Annotated in this window: 24 protein-coding genes, 1 pseudogene and 1 riboswitch; all 25 genes and pseudogenes read right to left on the bottom strand. The window is 29.6% G+C overall.

Translation table 4 applies throughout. The features are described from left to right. Position 1: 1 nt before the first annotated feature. Positions 2–2,083, bottom strand: a complete 2,082-nt coding sequence (gene pstA / locus P344_RS04680) for a phosphate ABC transporter permease PstA (RefSeq protein ID WP_025317717.1) — start codon at positions 2,081–2,083, stop codon at positions 2–4. Then, a complete protein-coding gene (ptsS, locus tag P344_RS04685) occupies positions 2,083–3,339 on the bottom strand; it encodes a phosphate ABC transporter substrate-binding protein (protein WP_025317718.1) in 1,257 nt (418 codons plus the stop codon). The genes pstA and ptsS overlap by 1 nt, the downstream gene beginning before the upstream one ends. Positions 3,340–3,482: 143 nt before the next feature. Beyond that, positions 3,483–6,429 (bottom strand): annotated as a pseudogene (locus P344_RS08130) (chromosome segregation protein SMC). 126 nt (positions 6,430–6,555) lie between these two features. Continuing rightward, positions 6,556–8,088, bottom strand: coding sequence for a glutamine-hydrolyzing GMP synthase (gene guaA, locus P344_RS04695; RefSeq protein WP_025317719.1), 1,533 nt, complete (start codon positions 8,086–8,088; stop codon positions 6,556–6,558). Between the two features lie 4 nt (positions 8,089–8,092). Beyond that, on the bottom strand, positions 8,093–8,617 hold the full coding sequence (locus tag P344_RS04700) for a phosphoribosyltransferase (protein ID WP_025317720.1): 525 nt from the start codon (positions 8,615–8,617) through the stop codon (positions 8,093–8,095). A 79-nt stretch (positions 8,618–8,696) separates the two neighbouring features. Beyond that, positions 8,697–8,794: riboswitch (purine riboswitch) on the bottom strand. 165 nt (positions 8,795–8,959) lie between these two features. Next, positions 8,960–9,184: a hypothetical protein gene (locus P344_RS04705; RefSeq protein ID WP_025317721.1), complete on the bottom strand. Its 225-nt coding sequence runs from the start codon at positions 9,182–9,184 to the stop codon at positions 8,960–8,962. A 24-nt stretch (positions 9,185–9,208) separates the two neighbouring features. Further along, positions 9,209–9,415, bottom strand: a complete 207-nt coding sequence (locus P344_RS04710; protein WP_025317722.1) for a hypothetical protein — start codon at positions 9,413–9,415, stop codon at positions 9,209–9,211. Beyond that, positions 9,405–9,872 carry a hypothetical protein gene (locus tag P344_RS04715; RefSeq protein WP_025317723.1) on the bottom strand — a complete coding sequence of 156 codons (468 nt, stop codon included), beginning with the start codon at positions 9,870–9,872 and terminating at the stop codon, positions 9,405–9,407. Before P344_RS04715 ends, P344_RS04710 begins: the two co-directional genes overlap by 11 nt. Before the next feature lie 778 nt (positions 9,873–10,650). After that, positions 10,651–11,022, bottom strand: a complete 372-nt coding sequence (locus P344_RS06200) for a DNA-processing protein DprA (protein ID WP_025317724.1) — start codon at positions 11,020–11,022, stop codon at positions 10,651–10,653. 259 nt (positions 11,023–11,281) lie between these two features. Beyond that, positions 11,282–11,719: a hypothetical protein gene (locus P344_RS06205; protein WP_025317725.1), complete on the bottom strand. Its 438-nt coding sequence runs from the start codon at positions 11,717–11,719 to the stop codon at positions 11,282–11,284. 140 nt (positions 11,720–11,859) lie between these two features. Then, on the bottom strand, positions 11,860–12,465 hold the full coding sequence (locus tag P344_RS04730) for a ribonuclease HII (protein WP_025317726.1): 606 nt from the start codon (positions 12,463–12,465) through the stop codon (positions 11,860–11,862). A 3-nt stretch (positions 12,466–12,468) separates the two neighbouring features. Beyond that, positions 12,469–13,347, bottom strand: a complete 879-nt coding sequence (ylqF, locus tag P344_RS04735) for a ribosome biogenesis GTPase YlqF (protein WP_025317727.1) — start codon at positions 13,345–13,347, stop codon at positions 12,469–12,471. Positions 13,348–13,421: 74 nt separating this feature from the next. After that, on the bottom strand, positions 13,422–14,297 hold the full coding sequence (locus P344_RS04740) for a P-loop NTPase family protein (RefSeq protein WP_025317728.1): 876 nt from the start codon (positions 14,295–14,297) through the stop codon (positions 13,422–13,424). Positions 14,298–14,347: 50 nt separating this feature from the next. Beyond that, positions 14,348–14,701: a 50S ribosomal protein L19 gene (gene rplS, locus P344_RS04745; protein ID WP_025317729.1), complete on the bottom strand. Its 354-nt coding sequence runs from the start codon at positions 14,699–14,701 to the stop codon at positions 14,348–14,350. Between the two features lie 93 nt (positions 14,702–14,794). Next, a complete protein-coding gene (gene trmD / locus P344_RS04750) occupies positions 14,795–15,526 on the bottom strand; it encodes a tRNA (guanosine(37)-N1)-methyltransferase TrmD (protein ID WP_025317730.1) in 732 nt (243 codons plus the stop codon). Further along, entirely contained in the window at positions 15,527–16,021 is a 495-nt protein-coding gene (rimM, locus tag P344_RS04755) for a ribosome maturation factor RimM (RefSeq protein ID WP_025317731.1), read from the bottom strand. Between the two features lie 2 nt (positions 16,022–16,023). Beyond that, entirely contained in the window at positions 16,024–16,275 is a 252-nt protein-coding gene (locus P344_RS04760) for a KH domain-containing protein (RefSeq protein ID WP_025317732.1), read from the bottom strand. A 16-nt stretch (positions 16,276–16,291) separates the two neighbouring features. Next, entirely contained in the window at positions 16,292–16,594 is a 303-nt protein-coding gene (gene rpsP, locus P344_RS04765; protein WP_025317733.1) for a 30S ribosomal protein S16, read from the bottom strand. A 198-nt stretch (positions 16,595–16,792) separates the two neighbouring features. Then, a complete protein-coding gene (locus P344_RS04770) occupies positions 16,793–17,107 on the bottom strand; it encodes a hypothetical protein (protein WP_025331902.1) in 315 nt (104 codons plus the stop codon). A gap of 367 nt (positions 17,108–17,474) precedes the next feature. Further along, entirely contained in the window at positions 17,475–18,473 is a 999-nt protein-coding gene (gene gap, locus P344_RS04775; protein WP_038677626.1) for a type I glyceraldehyde-3-phosphate dehydrogenase, read from the bottom strand. 184 nt (positions 18,474–18,657) lie between these two features. After that, complete coding sequence (locus P344_RS04780) at positions 18,658–18,948, bottom strand: hypothetical protein (RefSeq protein WP_025331903.1); 291 nt, start codon at positions 18,946–18,948, stop codon at positions 18,658–18,660. A gap of 342 nt (positions 18,949–19,290) precedes the next feature. Next, a complete protein-coding gene (locus P344_RS04785) occupies positions 19,291–19,527 on the bottom strand; it encodes a hypothetical protein (protein ID WP_025317737.1) in 237 nt (78 codons plus the stop codon). After that, positions 19,528–19,782 carry a hypothetical protein gene (locus tag P344_RS04790; RefSeq protein WP_025317738.1) on the bottom strand — a complete coding sequence of 85 codons (255 nt, stop codon included), beginning with the start codon at positions 19,780–19,782 and terminating at the stop codon, positions 19,528–19,530. Positions 19,783–19,980: 198 nt separating this feature from the next. Continuing rightward, the gene (locus P344_RS04795) at positions 19,981–20,253 is read right to left on the bottom strand and encodes a hypothetical protein (RefSeq protein ID WP_025317739.1); all 273 of its coding nucleotides are present in this window, start codon (positions 20,251–20,253) and stop codon (positions 19,981–19,983) included. Then, positions 20,231–20,377, bottom strand: a complete 147-nt coding sequence (locus P344_RS06835; protein ID WP_156028578.1) for a hypothetical protein — start codon at positions 20,375–20,377, stop codon at positions 20,231–20,233. Before P344_RS06835 ends, P344_RS04795 begins: the two co-directional genes overlap by 23 nt. Between the last annotated feature and the right edge of the window lie 52 nt (positions 20,378–20,429).

Genomic DNA, 20,429 nt, shown 5'->3' on the forward strand with positions numbered 1-20,429 from the left:
TTTATTCCCCCCGATTTTGGTCTTTTTTATTTTTTCTTCTGCTAAATTTTGCGGTGATTTTTTTTCAATAATAATTTAAATTATCAATCTTTTTCAAACAATATTCTTTATAATTAAAGTTTTTAATCAATTTAATTCGTAGTTTCCATTTTTCTTTAAAGGAAATACTATGATAACCTGGAGTAAATCTTTTAGAAATCAAACTAGCACAGCCATTAATAATTAAGATTAATACCATAATAACAAAGGCTAGTTCATACATTACCCGCATTGCATCAGCGGTTGCTCCTTCTTTTCATAACATTAAAATTTCTGTTGTCATACTAGCCCCTGGTGACATAAATCCGGCAATTGGTAACCGCACCGCTGTTCCTAATGTTAAATAAACTGGGGCTGATTCGCCAATAATTCTTCCCATTGCTAAAATAATCGCCGTCATAATTCCTGGTAGCGCATTCGGAATAACAACTTTAACGGTTGTCGCTGTTTTGGAAGCTCCTAATGCTAATGACGCTTGGCGAAGAGCATTATCAACTCCGGATATTGAATCTTCAATACTCCTAATCATAATTGGAAGAATTACAATTGTTAAGGTTAGACCGGCAGCTAAAATGGACAGGGGTAAACGGCAAACCCCAATAAAGAATGCTAACCCAAAGGTTCCGTAAATAATACTTGGTGTTGATGCTAAAACATCAATGGTAAACCGTACTGCTTTTGTTAAAAAACTTGTGGGTTGGGCATATTCATTTAGATAGATTGCCACAAACATACTCAAGGGAATTGCAAAAATCATTGAACAAATTACTAATAGCAGTGTTACAAGAAATGTTGCTAAAATTCCGGTGCCTTCATTATAAGTTGATGTCGAAATTAAATCATGTCAGACCATTCCAAAGAGTCCCTTTACAATAATACTAATAATAATTGTTAAAGTAAAGGCAACAACAACAACAGTAGATGATATCATAAAGAATATTCCAATTCCGTCGCCAACTTTTGACCATCGACGTTTTTTTTCAATTTTTTTATAAAAGATCCCATTAATTTTTTCCGGACTGTACTCTTTACTTAAAACTAATGGTTTACCTGGCCGTTTTGTGTGACGAGTAATTTTACGTTTTCGTGATGCTTGCGAAGAAACAACAATAATGTTAATCACACAAACAATCATAAATAAAATTAACCCAATCGCATATAAAGCTGATTCATGCATTGGCCCTGAGTTTTCTAACATTTCTAATCCAATTGTGGAAGCTAAGGTAGCAATTGAAGAAAAAATAAAGTTTAAGAAGCCACTATTTAATTTTAATCCATTGGGCGCATTTCCACAAATCATCATAACTGCCATTGTTTCACCAATAATGCGAGCCATTCCCATCATTACAGCAGTAATAATTTTAAAATATGCTGAACGAAACACAATGCGATAAGTAGTATTTGTTTTACTTAACCCTAACGCTAAAGAACCAAACCGATAAGCATCGGGAACATTATCAATGGCATTGATACTCAATGAAATCATGATTGGTAAGCCCATAAAAGCTAACGTAATTGAAGTAACTAATAAATTAGCTTCGGCGGGGGCTCCTAATAACATAAATAATGGACCTAAGATTGATAAGGCAAATAGTCCAAAAACAACCGAAGGAATTCCGGCTAATAACTGGACAATTCTAATAACACGACGCTTCCATTTTGGTGATAAATATTCACAAATAAATAGTGAAGAAAAAATGGTTAATGGAATTGCAATTGCTAAAGAAAATAATAAGACAAAGAAGGTTGAAATAATAATTTTTCAAATTCCAAAGTCATTATTATTTGCAATTCATGAGCCACCACTTAAAAATCCTCAAAAACCACCAGCATAATTTTGGAAGAAATAAACTGATTTATAAATAATGAACCCCACTAAAACTAATAAAATAATAACTGTTAACATACCAAAAAAGTAAATTAACAATTTTGAAACAAAATCAGTTAATTGCTTACGACCCTTAAAGTTATTTAAAAACTTATATTTTAGGTCACTTAATCAAGTTTTAAAATTCCTTTTATTTGCTACTTCGTTATTTTTCATTAGTTACTTACCTCATCTGTTCCCTTATAAACTGGGTAGTTATGATCATAGTCGGGATTCTGACGAATAATATAATCCCAAATACTTAAATATTTTTTGTTCATTCCTCAACCGGGAAGTGTCCCATTCCCATTAATTGCAAAGTTAGTATTATTATTATACTTTAAAAAGTAAATATCATCATGGGTTAAGGGCTGATCTCCTTCATGAATATACCAATAGGCAGCATCATCTGGCGCTAGCGGGATGCCACGTTTTTTATAATCATCATATGGTTTTGGATCTAGCATCCAAGCAATAAATTCTAACGCTTTGTTAAAATGTTTTCCGACAGTATTGACTATTCCGGTAAATGGGCGAACCAATGAGTAATCAGGATTAAAATCATATGTTTTGGCAGTGTCATCATAGACATATGGTAGTTCTGATTTAGGATTACTTGCTCCTGTAACACTTGCGACTGCTTGAATTCCTAATTGCGGGTCACTTGCAACTCGTTCAATAAAAGAAAATGATAAATAGCCGATTGAACCCGGGGTTGTTGCTAAGGTTTGGTACATAGCTCCGTTTGAAGAAGCAACTTGATCAGTACTATAAATTTTTGTTTTAATAACACCACTTTCAAAGAAATCCCGCGTTCCACTTCCAGCTTCTCTGGTCAATGTATAAAAACCACTATTTCTGCCGGACGGGGAACAAACTAACTGATCTTTAAAAGCAGCTCCTCAGGTAATATTATGGTCATAAATCTTTTGAATTAACTTGGTTCCATCCCCACCAAAAAACGCCGAAAAATTAAGCGGAATTGGTTTATTTGTTAGGGGGTCTTTTTTTAAACTACACCCATTTGGTAAATGATAGGTTAGTAAAATATAATCCCGCGCAAACACAAAACGCAAAACATGCTTATTATTTCATAAATTTTGAGCATTAGCTCCATTATCACCCGATTTTGGAGTTGAATTAACATCCTTCGATAAAAATCCAAAGGCATAACTTCCATTTTGGGCCCCAACCAAGGCAGCCGCACTTCCTAAGGCATTATAAACAATATCCTCACCACGTTTTTTCTTATATTGTTCTGTAATATCATTCATAATGGGAGCCACTGAGGTACTTCCCCCCGCCACAATAACGTTGCTTGCTGTTGACACAGTTCAAATTACAATTGCAATCACTAGAATTAATACAAAAACAATAATTGTCATCATTCGATGGTTAGTAATTTCTTCCCATAGTTTTTTTTCATATTTCACACTTTTTGGTATTTTTATTATTGTGCGCGCCTTTTTTTTGACATTCCGTCTATTAGTCTCCTTATATCCGATGGTCTCAATACAATATAAATGTTTTCCTTAATTGTATCAAAAAAAATAAAAACAATATAGTTTATTGTTTTTTATTTTTTATTTTGAGCGATCATCTCTTCTGCTTGTTTTAATTTAATTCCGACAATTTTAGTAACCCCTTTTTGCTGCATAGTTGCCCCATATAAGACATCACAGTGTTCCATAGTTCCTACCCGGTGGGTCACAATAATAAACTGCGTGGTATTTACAAAAGTCCGAATATATTTCGCAAATCTTTCAACATTTGCTGGGTCTAACGGGGCTTCTGCTTCATCCAAAATAACTAATGGAATTGGACGCACTTTTAGAATCGCAAATAAAACTGACAATGCTACTAAGGATTTTTCTCCTCCGGATAATAAGTTTAAATTATTAATATTTTTTCCCGGGGGAGATATTTTGATATCAATTCCCGTTTCTAAAATATTATCTGGTTCGGTATAAATAATTTTCGCTGTCCCCCCACCAAATAATACTTCAAAAGTTGAAGGTAACGCCTGGTTAACTTCTTTGATTGTTTTATCAAATTGTTCTTCCATTAAACTATCCATTTCATCAATTGAACTTAAGAGGTTTTTAACAGCATTATTAATATCATCATACTCATTTTTCATAAAACTATAGCGTTCATACTCTTCTTGATATTCTTGAATGGCGTCCAGATTAACATTTCCGATCGTTGCTAATTCACTTCGCAATTCTTTAATTTCTTCCCGAATTTCATCTTCATTTTCAATTGATTTTAATTCTAATGTTTTAGCATGGTCATATGTCATATGATATTCCTCAGTTAAACGACTTAAATCTTGTTGGATTTTTGAATTTAACATTGTAATATCGGTATTTAATTTCACAACTTTTTCTAATAAAACTCCGGTGTAGTGTCTTTTTTCTGAAATAGCATTGTTTAACTCATTTAAATGGGTTAGTTGTTTTTCTTTTAGACTCCGCGCAACATTTAATTGTTGCTCAACTTCAGTTTTGAGAATTTCTTTGTGGTTTATTTGTTCAAGAATTCCGATAACATCTTTACTTTCTGCAACTTCACTTTCATCAATATTTTTTGAAGTTAATAACTGATATTCATTTTTTAATTTACTTTTATCCTGGTCAAGAATTTCAATTTGACGTTTGCTTGCACCTATTGAACTTTGATTTTCATTAATAATTTCATTAATTTCATCTAACTTATTATTTAGCTGGTTCAAGGTTTGGTTTAGCTCATCATATTTTTTTAATTTTTCATTAATTTGGTGTTTTAAAGTTTCCACTTCTTTTTCAGGATTAATTAGAATTTGTTTAGTTTTCCGATTTCCTCCTGAAATAGCACCCTGGGGACGAATTAGTTCTCCTTCTAAAGTTAGAACATTATATTTATAAGAAATTAATTTTGCCACTTCTTGAGCACTGTCAAAATTTTGACAAACAAGATAACGACTTAATAAATAGTCAATTGCTGGTTGGTATTCTTTGCTAGTTTTTACTAATTTATGAGCAATTCCTAAATAACCTTTTACTGATTGAATAATAAACTCTTCATCATCACGAAGATAATGGGGAGTAATAATATCCAGCGGGATAAAAGTCGCGTGACCAGCCTTATTTTGTTTTAAATAACCAATCGCTTTTTTGGCACTATCAACATTTTTTTACCACAATATCTTGTAGCCGACCACTCAAGGCAATTCCAATTGCTTGCTCATATTGTGCATCGACCGTAATTAACTCTTGGACTAGCCCAATAATTCCAGGTAAAACGTTCTTATTATTAATAATATTCCGAACCCCTTCATGTAAGTTATCATTATTTTCAAAACTTCGTTGTAAACGGTCAAGATCATTTTCTAGCCGAAAGATAGTTTTATTAAGGGCTCCTAATTCTTCACTATATTTGGTCTGCTCTTTTAAATAGTTATTTCGAATTGTTTTATTTTCGGATTGTTGAGTATTTAAAAGTGCTAACTTTTCTTGTTCATTATACAAAGCTATTTTTAGTTCATTAAAATCATGAAGCATATTGCTAACAGTAATATCACTGTTTGACATTTTTAAAGCATTTTCTTTATTATCTAATTCAATCTTCTGAACTTTTAAATCACTAATTTCATTAACTAACACTTGAAATTGTTTTGATAAGAAAGTAATTTTATTATCCAAACTATAATTTTCTTTACTTAAACTATTATATTCATTTTCTTTTAAAGTAATTTCTCGTTCAGCTTCTTGTTTTTCAAAGGTAATTACTTTTTGTTGTTCTTTTAGTTCAATTAGTTTTTGATTAAAGAAAGTAACATCTTTAACTAAGATCGCAAGTTCAATTTCATTTAACTTATCTTTTTTAGCTTTATATTTTGAGGCTTTTTCACTTTGCCGTTTTAAACTTGGTAATTTTCGTTCAATTTCATTAATAATGTCTTTAATTCGTGCTAAATTTTCGTTTGAACGTTCTAATTTTTTTAGCGATTCTAATTTTCGTTTTTTATATTTGGCAACTCCGGCCGCTTCTTCAAATAATGCCCGACGTTCTAATGGTTTTGCTTCCGCAAAGGAATTAACATTTCCTTGCGAAATAATAGCTAAGGATGATTTCGTGATTCCACTATCCATCGCAAAATCCTGAACATCTTTTAAGCGAACTCGTTGTTTATTAATAAAATACTCATTTTCACCACTCCCCCGAAAAGCTCGACGGGTTACTTCAATTTCATCATAATCAAGGTCAAAAAAACGATGGGAATTGTCAAAGGTAACTTTTACTTCTGCCATATTTAATGGCAGCTTTGAACCTGATCCGTTAAAAATAACATCTTCAACAATATTACCCCGTAACGATTTCATTGATTGTTCCCCTAAACATCAACGAATGGCATCATTAATATTTGATTTTCCACTTCCATTGGGACCAACAATGCCAATCATTTCATGCTCAAAATTAATGCTTAATGGTTCAGCAAACGATTTAAAACCAAATGCTTCTAATTTTTTTAAAAATAACACTGCTAAACACGTCCTTAACAATAAATCAATAATTGGTTTTTATTAATTTAATAATAATTCTTAATAATTATTCTATAAATTCCTAATATTTGCAAGATAAAAAATAAACTTTTTAGTTTTTAACTGTTATTCTCATTCAATTGTAGCTGGAGGTTTCGAAGTAATATCGTAAACTACACGGTTAATGCCGGTTACTTCACTAACAATTTTTAAGGAAACCCTTGCTAATAATTCATACGGTAATTGACTTCATTCAGCGGTCATAAAATCAGTGGTGTTAACACTGCGCAAGGCTAAAGTATAACCATAAGTACGCACATCACCCATGACACCAACTGATTGGACGGGTAATAATACAGCAAAGGCCTGTGATACTTTATAATACCATCCGCTGGCGTATAATTCATCAATAAAAATTTTATCCGCAGCTTGTAAAAGCATAACTTTTTCCTTTGTAATTTCACCAACAATCCGAACTGCTAGTCCTGGCCCCGGAAATGGGTGCTTATAAATAAAATCATGCGGGATTCCTAATAACTCACCAGTTTTACGAACTTCATCTTTAAAAAGTTCACGTAATGGTTCAATTAATTTAAAAGGTAAATTAGATGGTAACCCCCCAACATTATGGTGTGATTTAATTGTTGCCGAAGGTCCTTTTACCAAAACGGACTCAATAACATCTGAATAAATTGTTCCCTGTCCTAACCATTTTACATTAGGAATTTTTTTTGCTTCTTCATTAAAAATTTCAATGAATAACCTCCCAATGATTTTTCGCTTTGCTTCGGGACTTGTAACATTCGCAAGAGCAGCAAAAAAACGTTCTTGGGCATTAACCCGAATAATATTTAACTTAAATTTTTTTTGAAATTGTTGTAATTCTTCTCAGCCACTGTCCTGACGTAATAATCCGGTGTCAACAAAAATACAAGTTAATTGGTGGCCAATTGCTTTATTTAATAACACCGCACAAACACTAGAATCAACACCACCCGACATTGCCAAAACAACATGGTCAGTTCCAATTTGGCTAGTAATATGAAGAATCGTCTGGTCAATAAAATTACTTATTTTTCATTCTTTTTGACAATGACAAATATTAAAAATAAAGTTAGTTAACAATTGCACCCCAATTAAAGTATGAGTTACTTCGGGATGAAACTGTAAACCATAAATTGGTAAATTATGATGTTTAATTGCACTAATTGAATTAACACTATGAGCTAATTGGACAAAATCTTTTGGCATTTTTTCAATATAATCAGCATGACTCATTCAAACTTGGAAATTATTAGGAATATTCGCGAACAAATCTTGGAAATCATCAATAATTAATTCCGCAAAACCAAATTCCTGGCGGTCAGCTTTGCTTACTGTTCCCCCGAATAAATCACAAATTAATTGCATTCCATAGCAAATTCCTAACATGGGAACATTTAAATCAAATAAGGCTCGATCAATCTTTGGGGCATCACTCGCATAAACAGAAGCTGGTCCCCCAGATAAAATAATCCCCTTACAATTGGCTTGCTTAATTTTTTCATAATCCGTGTTAAATGGTCAAACTTCACAGTATACCTCCAACTCACGAATCCGGCGGGCAATTAGTTGGGTATATTGCGAACCAAAATCTAAAATAATTATTTTATTATGCACGATGTTATTCTACTTTATATATGTAAATGCCTTTTAATTGACGATACTTGTCATTATAATCAAAACCATAACCAACCACAAACTCATTTTTAAGAGCAAACAGATAGTCATATTCGAAACGTGGTTTTGGATGACAATCTGGTTTATCAGCTAAACAAACAATGCGCAAACTAGCTGGTTTCAATTTTTTTAATTCTTCAACTACAACATCTAATGTTTTTCCTGTATCGATAATATCTTCAATCAATAAAACATCTTGTCCAGTAATTGTTTTTGTAATATGTTTATTAAAAACAATTTTATCGGTTGACTTACCATCTAAATAACTCAAAACGCTAATAGTATCCATCACAATGAAAGTATCTAAGTGTCTTAACAAATCACTCATAAAAAATAATGCCCCATTCATAATGCCAACACAATGTAATGTTTTTCCTTGGTAAATGGCATTTAATTTTTGGGCATATTCCTTAATTTTTTCCTGAATTTCTGCTTCTGAAATGTATAATTCTAATTTATCAGTATTCATCCCTTATTCTCCTATTAAATCTAAAATATAAAAACATAAACTTGCCAAAGTTTATGCTGATGAAATTTAATGAATTACAATAAAATAATCATCAACTCATAGTGTCTCTTTTACGGAAAGACGTAGAAACGCTAGTCCATATTACTAGCATATATAAGTCTTAATATTTTTTATATTTATCTACATATAGAATATATCTTATTATTACTTGTTTTGCAACAATAAATTTGAAAACAAAATTAAAATCCTAATAAAATAATATTTTTTATTACAATAAAATCTAAAAAATTATATTTTTTTACCTTGCTCTATCAAACTGGGGTAATTTAGGATTTTTTAGTTTTATAAGTTCTTTTTTTTGATGATGTTCATCTTTTTCTCTAATAATTTGCGAGTTCTTTTTTCTAATTCATCAATTTCTTGGGGCCAATTGGTTTCTGGTCGGTTTTCCACTTTTAGAAAATCATCAATGCTAAGTTGTTCAACAGCTTCTTTAGAATCACAAAAATTAAAAATAAATGAATCTAAATTTATCGAGTTTTTGTTAGTAGAACTAGGCTCTCCCAAAAGTTCTTTGATAGTGCTAAGGTTCTATTCTTTTTTAGCTTCAATAGATTCTTGTAGGAAATCGACTTGTTGTTCATTTTTAAAAATTATTGAAGTATGTAAATAATCTTCCTTTAACTTAGCAGAATATAAAACTTCAAATATTTTTTGATAAAGTCTTTTCTGTCTTTGAAGTTCCTTAATTTTTTGTATAATTTCAACACATTTACGTACATCTTTACTATAGCACAAATAAGGTTCCTAAATCATTTTCAGTTCGATTTATAATAACATGCAACTTAAAATATAGTTCCTGAAATTCTTGATCTAAACCAAGAATTCGTGACATTAGTTGTTTTCTATTTTCCATAAGATTTTCTAATGAAGAAAAACTAAAAGTTAAGCCATCAACTTCTTCACAAATTTGATTCATTTCTAATTTATTGACTAATTCTTGACACTCAACACAAAAAACTTTATAAAAATTAGTATTTTTTAAAAATTCATTATATTGAGGTTCCTTAAAAATATCATCACAATTAAAATTATCTTTACTAATATTTTGTATTTTATTTATTAATAATTCATAAAGATCTCAATCAAGACCAATACAATCATCTAATTTTTTTTGGAAATCAATTAAGTTATTAATTTTACTTCCATATTCTATAATGTTCAACTCGGTAATTTTAGTTGCTATTTTCCCCATTAATTTGAGAGACCAATTTTCAAGAATCTTAACTTCATTTCTGACCTTGTTTTAAAAGACTATTATTTCTTCCAGCTTGTTTTTATATTCAATAGCACCAGAAACGAGGGGTTCTAAAAATTTTGTCAAATCTTCTATATTCATTTATTTGGCTTACTTTCAAGTGATTTATAAATACCACCCCATAATTAAAACAATTAATTTCATTGAAGATGTTATTTACAATCATTTTTAGTTTGATAATTATGTTTTCTTGCAAAAAAAATAAAATAGCAATTGCTAGTTTTAGGCAATTTAAATATTTAAAATTAAATTATTAAATTTTAATACTTTTATTTTGTTTGCATACCTTATTTTTTAATAGAAAATATTAAAAACTCTTGCTCCAGATTTAATCATCTGCTTAATGCCGCATAATGTCCTCAACATTTTCAACTAACAGTGCTCCTAACTTAAGATATCGATTATTTTTATTGTCCTTATTAATTTGATCAGGTAAACAAAAAAGTTTCTTTTGATAATCAATTATATAATTAAATAATTTTTCACTATCATCATATTTATTAGTTTGAATAAATAAAATTCGAAATGCGAGGGCAATAACAATTTTCCTAATGTCATTTTTTAGATTAATTACTTTTTGATCATAACTTTCAGAAATTATTAAACATTGGTTAATTGTTGAGTGAGAATTATTTAAATCGAAATCACTAATAGTATTTTTATGTAAAAAAAGACAATCTTGCCAACAGAGTTTGGTGGCAATGTTGACAATATTTTAGTTGTTATTGATTCTTCATAAAACATTAAAATTTTTTTTGATGGTCAAGTAACTTTTAACAAATTTCAATGTATGTTGAAGACCATACTGACTTGGTTTTGGACTAATAAATAACAATAAATTCTGATCATAATTTTGAAGCAAACTAAAATCACCATAATAAAATAATACAAACGGTGGTTTGTAAATTGATTTTAAAGATGGTGAATATTGGGGGTCTAAAACAGTAATGTATTGACACTTAATCTTTGTTTTAAAAGCATCTGAGGCTTCGAAAGAAATTTTTTCTTTATTATCTACTAAAGCTCGATAGATTTGATCCCAGTCACCATGATATTTTAATGCAAAATATAATAAAACTTTATTCATTAAATTTTCCCTTCTTTCTAATATTTTTAATATATTATTAGCGCTTAAAAATAATAAAAATTAATGCTTAGGAGGCATTAATTTATTTTTTTTGATTAGTTACATTATGATAACTTTCATTAATTCTTTTACTTTGTTTAAATTGGTTTGCTTATTTAATAAAATACTTATTCAAGTTTTGTGATTCATATATGGTATCCTTTAAAATAAATTTCATTATCAATAAGGGCTGTTATGACTTTAGGATCTATTTTTAAATTTACGATTTCAACTGCGCTGGTCTGGTATTGGCACTATTTGGTTGTAATTTATGATATGGAACATTTATAAATAAAGCATATCATTTGTTATTGTGGGCTACTTTGATCGTTTTGTATTTCAGCCATTTTTTCCAAGGCTTTTCGATAACTGTTGGAAATGTTTCCTGAGAATATTTAATTAATTTTTCTTGGAGATCGGTTTTAATAAAACATACTTCTAATATTTCATTGATTAAATCATTAACTTTAGTTTTAACTTGGGCTGAATAAGTAGTAGCAGTTTTTGTATAAAAGGACTGGAACAGTTCTGTCATTTGCGAGTCTAAAACATCTACCTTGATTTTTATAAAATCCTTATCAATTTTTATTACGACATTTAAGTCATTTCCTAATGTCTTGATTAAAATTAGACCCTCTTGATTATTGATAAATTCCATATTTAGAAAAACTTTCTTGGATGGAACACAGATTGGATAATGTTAATTCCATTTAATTATCTCTTTCTTAATTATACGCATATAATAATTGCTATTATTCCTATAAACTAAAAAATGATGTTTAATAACATCATCATAATTTATTTTTTAAGAAGTTTTTTGATTGGGGCATAAGTTTTTCGGTGTAACGGACACAACCCATACTTTTGCAAAGCCATTAAATGTTCTTTTGTTCCATAACCTTTATTATTTTTGAAATTATAAACCGGATAGCGTTTATGATAATCAATCATCATTAAATCCCTTGTTACTTTAGCAAGGATCGAAGCGGCCCCAATTGATTGGGATAAATTATCACCATCAATAATATTTTGATAATTAAAATGGACTGATAATTTTTCCGCGTCAGTTAAATTTAGGTCAGGTTTTACTTTAAGCATTTGAATTGTTTGTTCCATCCCAAAAATACTTGCCTGTTTAGGATTCATTTCTTCAACTTGTTCAACCGAAACCGTGTAAATTGCATAATCAAGGGCAACTTTAGTAATTTCAGTAAATAATTGTTCTCGTTGGAGTGCTGTTAATTTTTTACTATCTTTAATCGCTGGATTAAAATAATCCAGTGGTAAGACAACGGTTGCAACAACCAATGGTCCGGCTAAACATCCCCGCCCTGCTTCATCACTACCAGAAAAGATTTTAACTTGGGGATATTGTTTTAATAAATCTTGTTCAAACTGATTCATACCTTATCTTGTCTCCTCGCTGGGAGTTTCAAACGAAAGCAAACCAAATTCATTATTCCATAATTTATTTAAAAAATCTTGCACAATATTATCAACATTATCGGCATTAACAATTTGGAAACGATTTTTTTGCATCAATAATAATAGATCAAATCACGTACTAGGAGTATCAGTTGTGATTTTATAATCATTAGGGATTTGGTAGTTGCTAACTAGCACATTAAAATAATGCTCATAAATTCATTTAATTGCTGCTAAACAAATTTCTTCTTTTGGCAAAATTTCTTCTTTAATTGACCGCGTAAAAACAAGACGCAGGGCAACTTGTGGATCGTCAATGTTTGGTCATAAAATTCCGGGGGTATCTAACAAAGCAATCTGATCATTGAGTTTTAATCATTGTTGGCCCTTCGTAACCCCTGGTTTATTACCAACTTTTGCTGAGGCTTTATTAATTAATGAATTAATAACAGTTGATTTTCCAACATTTGGAATTCCTAAGATCATGATTTTTAACTGGGGGCTCTTAATTCCTTTCTTATAATCACGAGCTAACTTATCTTTTAAAATATCTAAAATTTTCGGAACAATAATTTTGGATATTTTATGATGTTTACTATCAACCAAAATAACTGGAATTTGTTGTTCTTGATAATAATTAAGCCACATTTTGGTAATTTTCGGGTCAGCTAAATCTTTTTTATTTAATATTATTAGGCGCAGTTTATTATGGCTTAGTTTTGCAACAACTGGGTTTGCTGAGGAAAACGGAATCCGACAATCAACAACTTCAATAACTAAATCAATTAATTTAATTTTTTCATCAATTTGCCGAATTGCCTTCGCCATATGACCAGGAAATCAGTTAATATTGGTTGTCATGCTCGTTCCTCATCTTTCTTTAATATTATATAAGAAAAACAATCTTTATTAATACAATAAAGATTATTTTAATTTTATAAATTATAGTCCTCAAATCATTCTAAGGTGATATTGGTGATCTTATCATTTTTAATATCATCTAAAAATGTCTCACACGCTAAAGTTAGGTCTGGCACTTCTTCATCAGGATTTAACATTCCTTTGACCGCCATAATTTTTAAAAATTGACTAATAATATCATCAACTGTCATATTAACAGTTAGTTTAAGACTATATTTTTCTTCAAGTTTATCTTTATATTTTTTTAATAAAAGCTTAAATGCTTTAATTGCAACAATTTCGACATTATCTTTAATATCAAAAATTCCTAGCATTTGGGTATGTCAATATACTTTTAAATTGGTAAAATTAACACCAGTAATTGCCGGAGTATCAATAATTTCAATATTGTTGTTATATTTTGATACTCGCTGGCGACCAAACAAACCGGTTCCGCCTTTTTTAGTACCCTCAGTAGCACCAAAGAATAAACGGTCCACAAAAGCAGTTTTCCCTGATTTTGGCATACCAATTACAATAATTTTTTTATCTTCAAAGTTTTTTAGATAAGCATCGCATTTTTCTCAGAAGCTAAGATTTTGTTGATCATTTGCTTCTTCAAGAGTTAATGCCATTAAAAGACAGATGATTCCTTTACTTTCAAAATAAGATGTTCATTCAACAGTTTTGCTTTCATCTGCTTGTAAACAATGAGTAAGAATAATCATTCGTTGCTTGTCTTTTAATTCGGGATCCTCATAATTTAATAAATTAGTTCCTGACGCCGGAATCCGCGCATCAGTTACCTCAATAATTAAATCAGCATCTTTTGCTAAATCATACACATTTTGGTTTGCTTTAACAAATTCTGGAGGAACCGAAACAATAATTTCTTCTCTCTCATCTTGCATAGTCTACACACCTCCTATTTATAAGATATTAAAAGACTATCTAAACTGATTTACTTTTTAATAACTTCTTTAATACGAGCTGCTTTACCATGACGATCTCTCATATAATAAATTCTTGCTCGACGTACTTTTCCGTATTTAACAACTTCAATTTTATCAATTAAAGGTGAATGTAACGGGAAGTTTCTTTCTACCCCAGCCCCATTGCTAACTTTTCTAATTGTCGCTGACTGGCTAATACCACTACCTTGGAGTTTAATTACGACACCTTCAAAAATTTGGATCCGTGATTTATTTCCTTCTTGAATTTTAGCATGGACTTTAATTGTATCTCCTGATGAGAATTCAGGGTGATTATTACGAAGTTGATTTTCAACAACTTCTTCTACTAAACGCATGTTCATGTTGTTGTTATCCTTTCTATTAAATAATTAATCTATGTTATTGGATTGGACAATGGTTCATAGCAACTAACGAAGTAGCCTAGCGGAACCATTTTATTTGTCATTGTTTTTAATTTCTGTTAACCAATTTTCCTCTTGCTTTGTTAAAGTTAAATTTTCTAACAAGTCGGGGCGACGAAGATAAGTTCTTTTCAAAGTTTGGTACTTTCTCCAATCGGCAATCTTTTGATGATGACCACTTAATAAAACATCTGGGACTTTTTTTCCCTCAAAACTAAATGGTTTCGTATACACGGGGTAATCTAACAGTTGGTTAGAAAACGAGTCATTTTGATGAGAATTTTCATTAATAACATCCGCACAAAGTCTTGTTACACTATCAATAATAACCATACTAGCTAATTCACCACCAGTTAAGACATAATCTCCAATTGATAGTTCTAAATCGACATAGTCACGGATTCGTTCATCAAATCCTTCATAATGCCCACAAATTAACATTAAATCATTGTTATTGCTTGCTAAAGATTGGGATAGTGATTGTTTTAAGGCTTGACCTTGTGGAGTTAATAAAATTACCGTCATCCCCGCGGTTTTATTTGCTTGAATTGCCTTAACCACGGGTGGGGCCATTAATACCATTCCTTCTCCACCACCATATTGATAATCATCAACTTGGCGATGCTTTAATTCACTATAATTTCTAATATCGACAATTTTAATTGTAATAATCTTTTTCTCAAGGGCTCTTTTAATAATGGATATCCCCATAAAATCATTAAACATATTAGGAAATAAAGTTAGAATAATAAAGTTTTTTTGCATTTAAATCACCTTATCTAATATGATTATTTTGTTTTTTTGATCAATTTTTTTTACATATTCATCAACATAGGGAATTAACATAATTTGGTTATTATGATGTAAAAAAACTTCAAAAATTGTATGAGCTTTGGTGGTAAAAGTATTTTTAAGAATCCCGATTTCGTGGTCATTATGTATTACCTTATAATCAACAAGATCTTCAATAATTGTTAATAACCCTGTTGGTAATTCTTTATCTGGTAAATAAAGCACTGTTCCCCGGAGTTGAACAACTTCGTTAATACTATTAAATTCTTTAAATTTAATAATATACTGACTATTAGTTTTTTTTAGATTCTTAATTGTTAATTGTTGATAAACACCTTGTTGTTTAAAAAAGAATACCTTATTAACTAACATTTCCAAGCTTCCTAGGAGAATTAACATTGTTGCTTTAACTTCACCTTTAATAGCATGCGGTTTATTAATTTTAAAAACTTTAGTTAACTCATTCATAATTATAATAATTCAAATGTTAAATTAACTTTTTTATAATCAATTGCAGAACGCAAATTAATTAATTTTCGTAAGCTATTGGCAACTTGCCCATTTTTACCAACCACATGGCCAAAGATTTCTTGGTGACACATTACTAGTAAATTAACAATATCTTGTTCTAACGAAGGAAGTTGACGAATTTCATAAAATAAAATACTATCTTCCTTATTGATTAACGGCTCAATTAGTTTTGTTAACTCATCAATATACATTGCACTTTAACCTTACCTATTTTTTAGGACTTTTTTGGGTTTTAACATTAGCTTTTTTAGCAGTTTGTTTGTCGTTGTGTAATCTAGTCATTAATCCTTCTTTACTTAAGATGTCACGAACAGTATCAGTTGGTTGTGCTCCTGTTTGCAATCATTTATAAGCAATTTCATTATCAATGTTTACTTCACCATTAATTGGATTATAAGTTCCAATTAATTCAATGTATTCACCATCACGTTTGACTCTAGCATCAGTTGCAACAATTCGATAAAAGGCTGCTTTTTTTCTTCCTGTTCGTTTTAAACGTAATTTAACCATTCTTATATTCCTTTCTATTTTTCTAGTTGTTAAACAATATAACTTAGCACCTTAAATATCATATAACATTATAAAAATATGTCAAGTAAAATAACTTAACATCAGTGTTAATGTAAATTAATTTAGAATTTTATTATTTATCAAACCATTTTTAATAAAATTCATAAAAACCCTTTTTACTAAGGGTTTTTATGAATGCTAACTAAAGTTAATTGCTTGGATTTTACGACGCGAAATTTCTTGAATTTCATTCGTTAATAATTTATAAATTAAATATTGAATATAAATAAAATCAATGTCTTGTAATCTATTGCCATAATTTTCAACGAGTTGACGTTCAGCTGTGATTAAAAATTTTTCTTTTTCCTGTTTTAGATTTAAATTTTTCCGAAAATGGTGATAATATTTTTCATGGTATTCTGCTCATAACGCATCACATCTTAATACTAAAATTTTATACATATCAGTTAACAAAAGATTTAATCGTTCAAGGAATCCATCTTCTGATAACACAATGGAACTATATTACTAATTATTTTTAAATCTGTTAATAACATATAAATGGGGTTGGTACTATCAATAATTTTTTCAGTTTGGACTACTATTTCCAACTAATTTTTGATATAGTGCAAATCAATGCTCATTGTTTTGATATGATTGCTACCTACTCTCTACGAAAATTGCTATAAATTATCATAGTTTAATTATAATACATTTTATTTATTAACAAAGTATTTTTTTGTGTAATATTTTATTATTATAGATAATTTTTATAATTTTTTGGATATAAAAAAGATTTGAAAAAGATAAACACTTAGAATAATAAAAACGACAAATAAAAAATACTAAGGATAACCTTAGTATTTTCTTAATTTAAGAATTATAATGATCCAAAGTAAACTACTGTTCTTACCATTTGTGATACATATGACATTTCATTATCATATCATGAGTATACTTTTAATAATTGTTTTCCATCAACTTCAACAATTTTTGTTAATGTTGCATCAAAGATTGACCCATGTGATTCACCAATAATATCTGTTGAAACAATTGGTTGTGTGTTATATCCTAATGTTTCTGATGCAGCAGCTTTCATTGCATTATTAATTTCATCAATTGTTACATTTTTTTTCAATTCAACAGCTAAGTCAACGATTGACCCTGTAATTGTTGGCACACGTAATGCCATTCCATCTAATTTACCTTTTAATTGTGGTAAAACTAAGGCCACAGCAGCAGCAGCTCCTGTTTTAGTTGGCACAATGTTAGCAAAAGCAGCACGTGCTCTACAAACATCATCATGAGCTAAGTCTAATAATCTTTGGTCATTTGTAACCGCATGCACTGTTGTCATGTATCCTTTTTCAATTCCAAATTTTTCATCTAAAACTTTGGCAACTGGTGCTAAACAGTTAGTTGTACAACTTGCTCCTGAAATAATTGTGTCATCTTTAGTTAAATCTTTATGGTTTACATTATAAACTATTGTTTTAATTCCTTCACCTTTAGCTGGAGCTGAAATCATAACTTTTTTTGCTCCGGCTTCTAAGTGTAATGAAGCACCTGCTTTATCAGCAAATCTTCCTGTTGATTCAATAACAACATCAACACCTAATTTTCCTCATGGTAATGCTTTTGGGTCTTTTTCTACACATACGATGATTTTTTTACCATCAACAATGATAGCACCTTCTTCAGCTGAGATTTTTCCACTCATTCATTTACCATGTGCTGAGTCAAATTCTAATAATGTTGCTAATGTTTTAGCATTTGTTAAGTCATTAATAGCTACAATTTCAACATTTTTTTCTTCAAATAATTTTCTAAAAGCTAAACGTCCAATACGTCCAAATCCATTAATTGCGATTTTTGTCATAATTTGTCTTTCCTCTATTCTATTTCCTAATAATAAATAATATCTAGTCTGTTATTCATCCTCTATTCTTGCACTATAAAATAACGCTAAATTCTGAATACATCCTTAAATTTATTTTACACTACCCTTACTATTTTACAATAAATATTTCAAAATAATTAATAATTTTAATCATTTTTTTAGTTTAAATTTTTGCGATTATATATTCATAAATTAAGAGCAAATAAACAGCAACTAAATAAAATAAATATAATCCAGCATAGCTAAGATAATGCTGTCATTTTGGGGAGTCAATTGTTCAATAACTATTATTTCATTTTAAAACTGTTCCGGTTGATAAATTAATTGCTGGTGCACTAAAACTATTTACGAAACCAGGTTGAACTTGGACATTAATTGAACTAAGTGGTGCTAAGATATAACCAGGATGATTAAACATCATTGCTCATTGTCCTCAAACATTTAAACTATTCATAATCATCATTGCTTTATTATATTGTGTTAAATAAGTTAACTCTTTTTTAATTGCAGTTTTAGGGGGTAATTTAATAAACTGTGATCTAACAACATTACTAATAATTTTAATATAATTAATTAAATTAACAATTTCCCTGATAAATATAATTTCTCTCCAGATTGATGAAAACTATTTAGCAAAATATTAGCTAAACTAGCGGCCACTTTGATACCATTGCATATTCTTTGTCCATTATGTTCTCCCTTCTCAATGAAGTTAATCAAAATAGATGCTAAATTATTAATTTAGCATCTATAATTAACTACATTAATCGGTAGCTAAAACATTATAAATTTTGTTTTAATCAAACAGTCCGTCAATTTCAATTCCATCAACATAATATACTTCACTTTCTTCATATCAAGATTTCCCGCTTTTTCATTCGTCATAAGTTCTTCCTTCTAAACTGATAAATAAGCCATTTGTGGCGGCAGAACTACTAAATCATTCTTTAGAATTATTAATATTTCATTTAACAAAATCTTTAAAATAATTAGTAATGGCATTAATTCGGACTTGTTGCTTATCTCCTCACACTTAGGGATCTTTGGCATTATTTAATAATACATTTCACTCATTAATAAAATAGTTAATCTCTTCCATATCCTGCTCTTTTAATGCTCTTAAAAAATATTTAGCATCATGTCAACTAATATGTAGTTGAATATAACTATATGATTCCTTTCAATAATTGTGTGATTCAAATTTATTTGAAACATTATCAATTGTTACTATTTCAACTTTTGAATTATTACTGTCTTGTTTAATTAGCGAAGCACTAAGAGTTGACATTCCAATGACAAAGGTATTTAAAATTACTTAAAATTTCGTCATTTTTTATCCTCCTAGTGAATAGATACCTATTCTTTAAAATATTAGCATTAAAAAAATAAAAGACAATAAAAATAATCTATAATTTAAAATTAATAATATAAAAAATCTTGATTCTAATTCATAAGATTCTACGAATTAGGAACAAGATTGGTATGACTAATCTTTATCAACATTTATAAAAGTGTTTTGGTTAAAGGGAATACTTTCTTCATAAATAATGGGATTCCCATATAAATCTAAGGCAATTGTTTCAAAACTTACTAATAACTGGACTTGGGTTAATTTATCAAACAAGGGCATTTTTGCCAAATATTCCTGGGCCATTTCATTTAACTCGTTAGTTAACACTGGTAATGATTTATGTTGTAATAAACTAAACGATGATAATAAACTGCGATATTCTAAACTATCTTTTGCCCCCCGGACCATTTGCTTTTAAAAACTCATCTAAAATATCTTGTTTTTGTTGTTTAATTTCTCGAAATTTTTCTTCGGAAATATAATGTTTTTGAATAAAAGCATCCTTATCAGTTGTCCATTCATTTAAAAACAAGATACGGTGTAAATTTCGTTCAAAACATTCAAATTTAAACTTATCATCGGAA

This window comes from Spiroplasma mirum ATCC 29335 (assembly GCF_000565195.1).
Lineage (GTDB): Bacteria > Bacillota_I > Bacilli_A > Mycoplasmatales > Mycoplasmataceae > Spiroplasma > Spiroplasma mirum.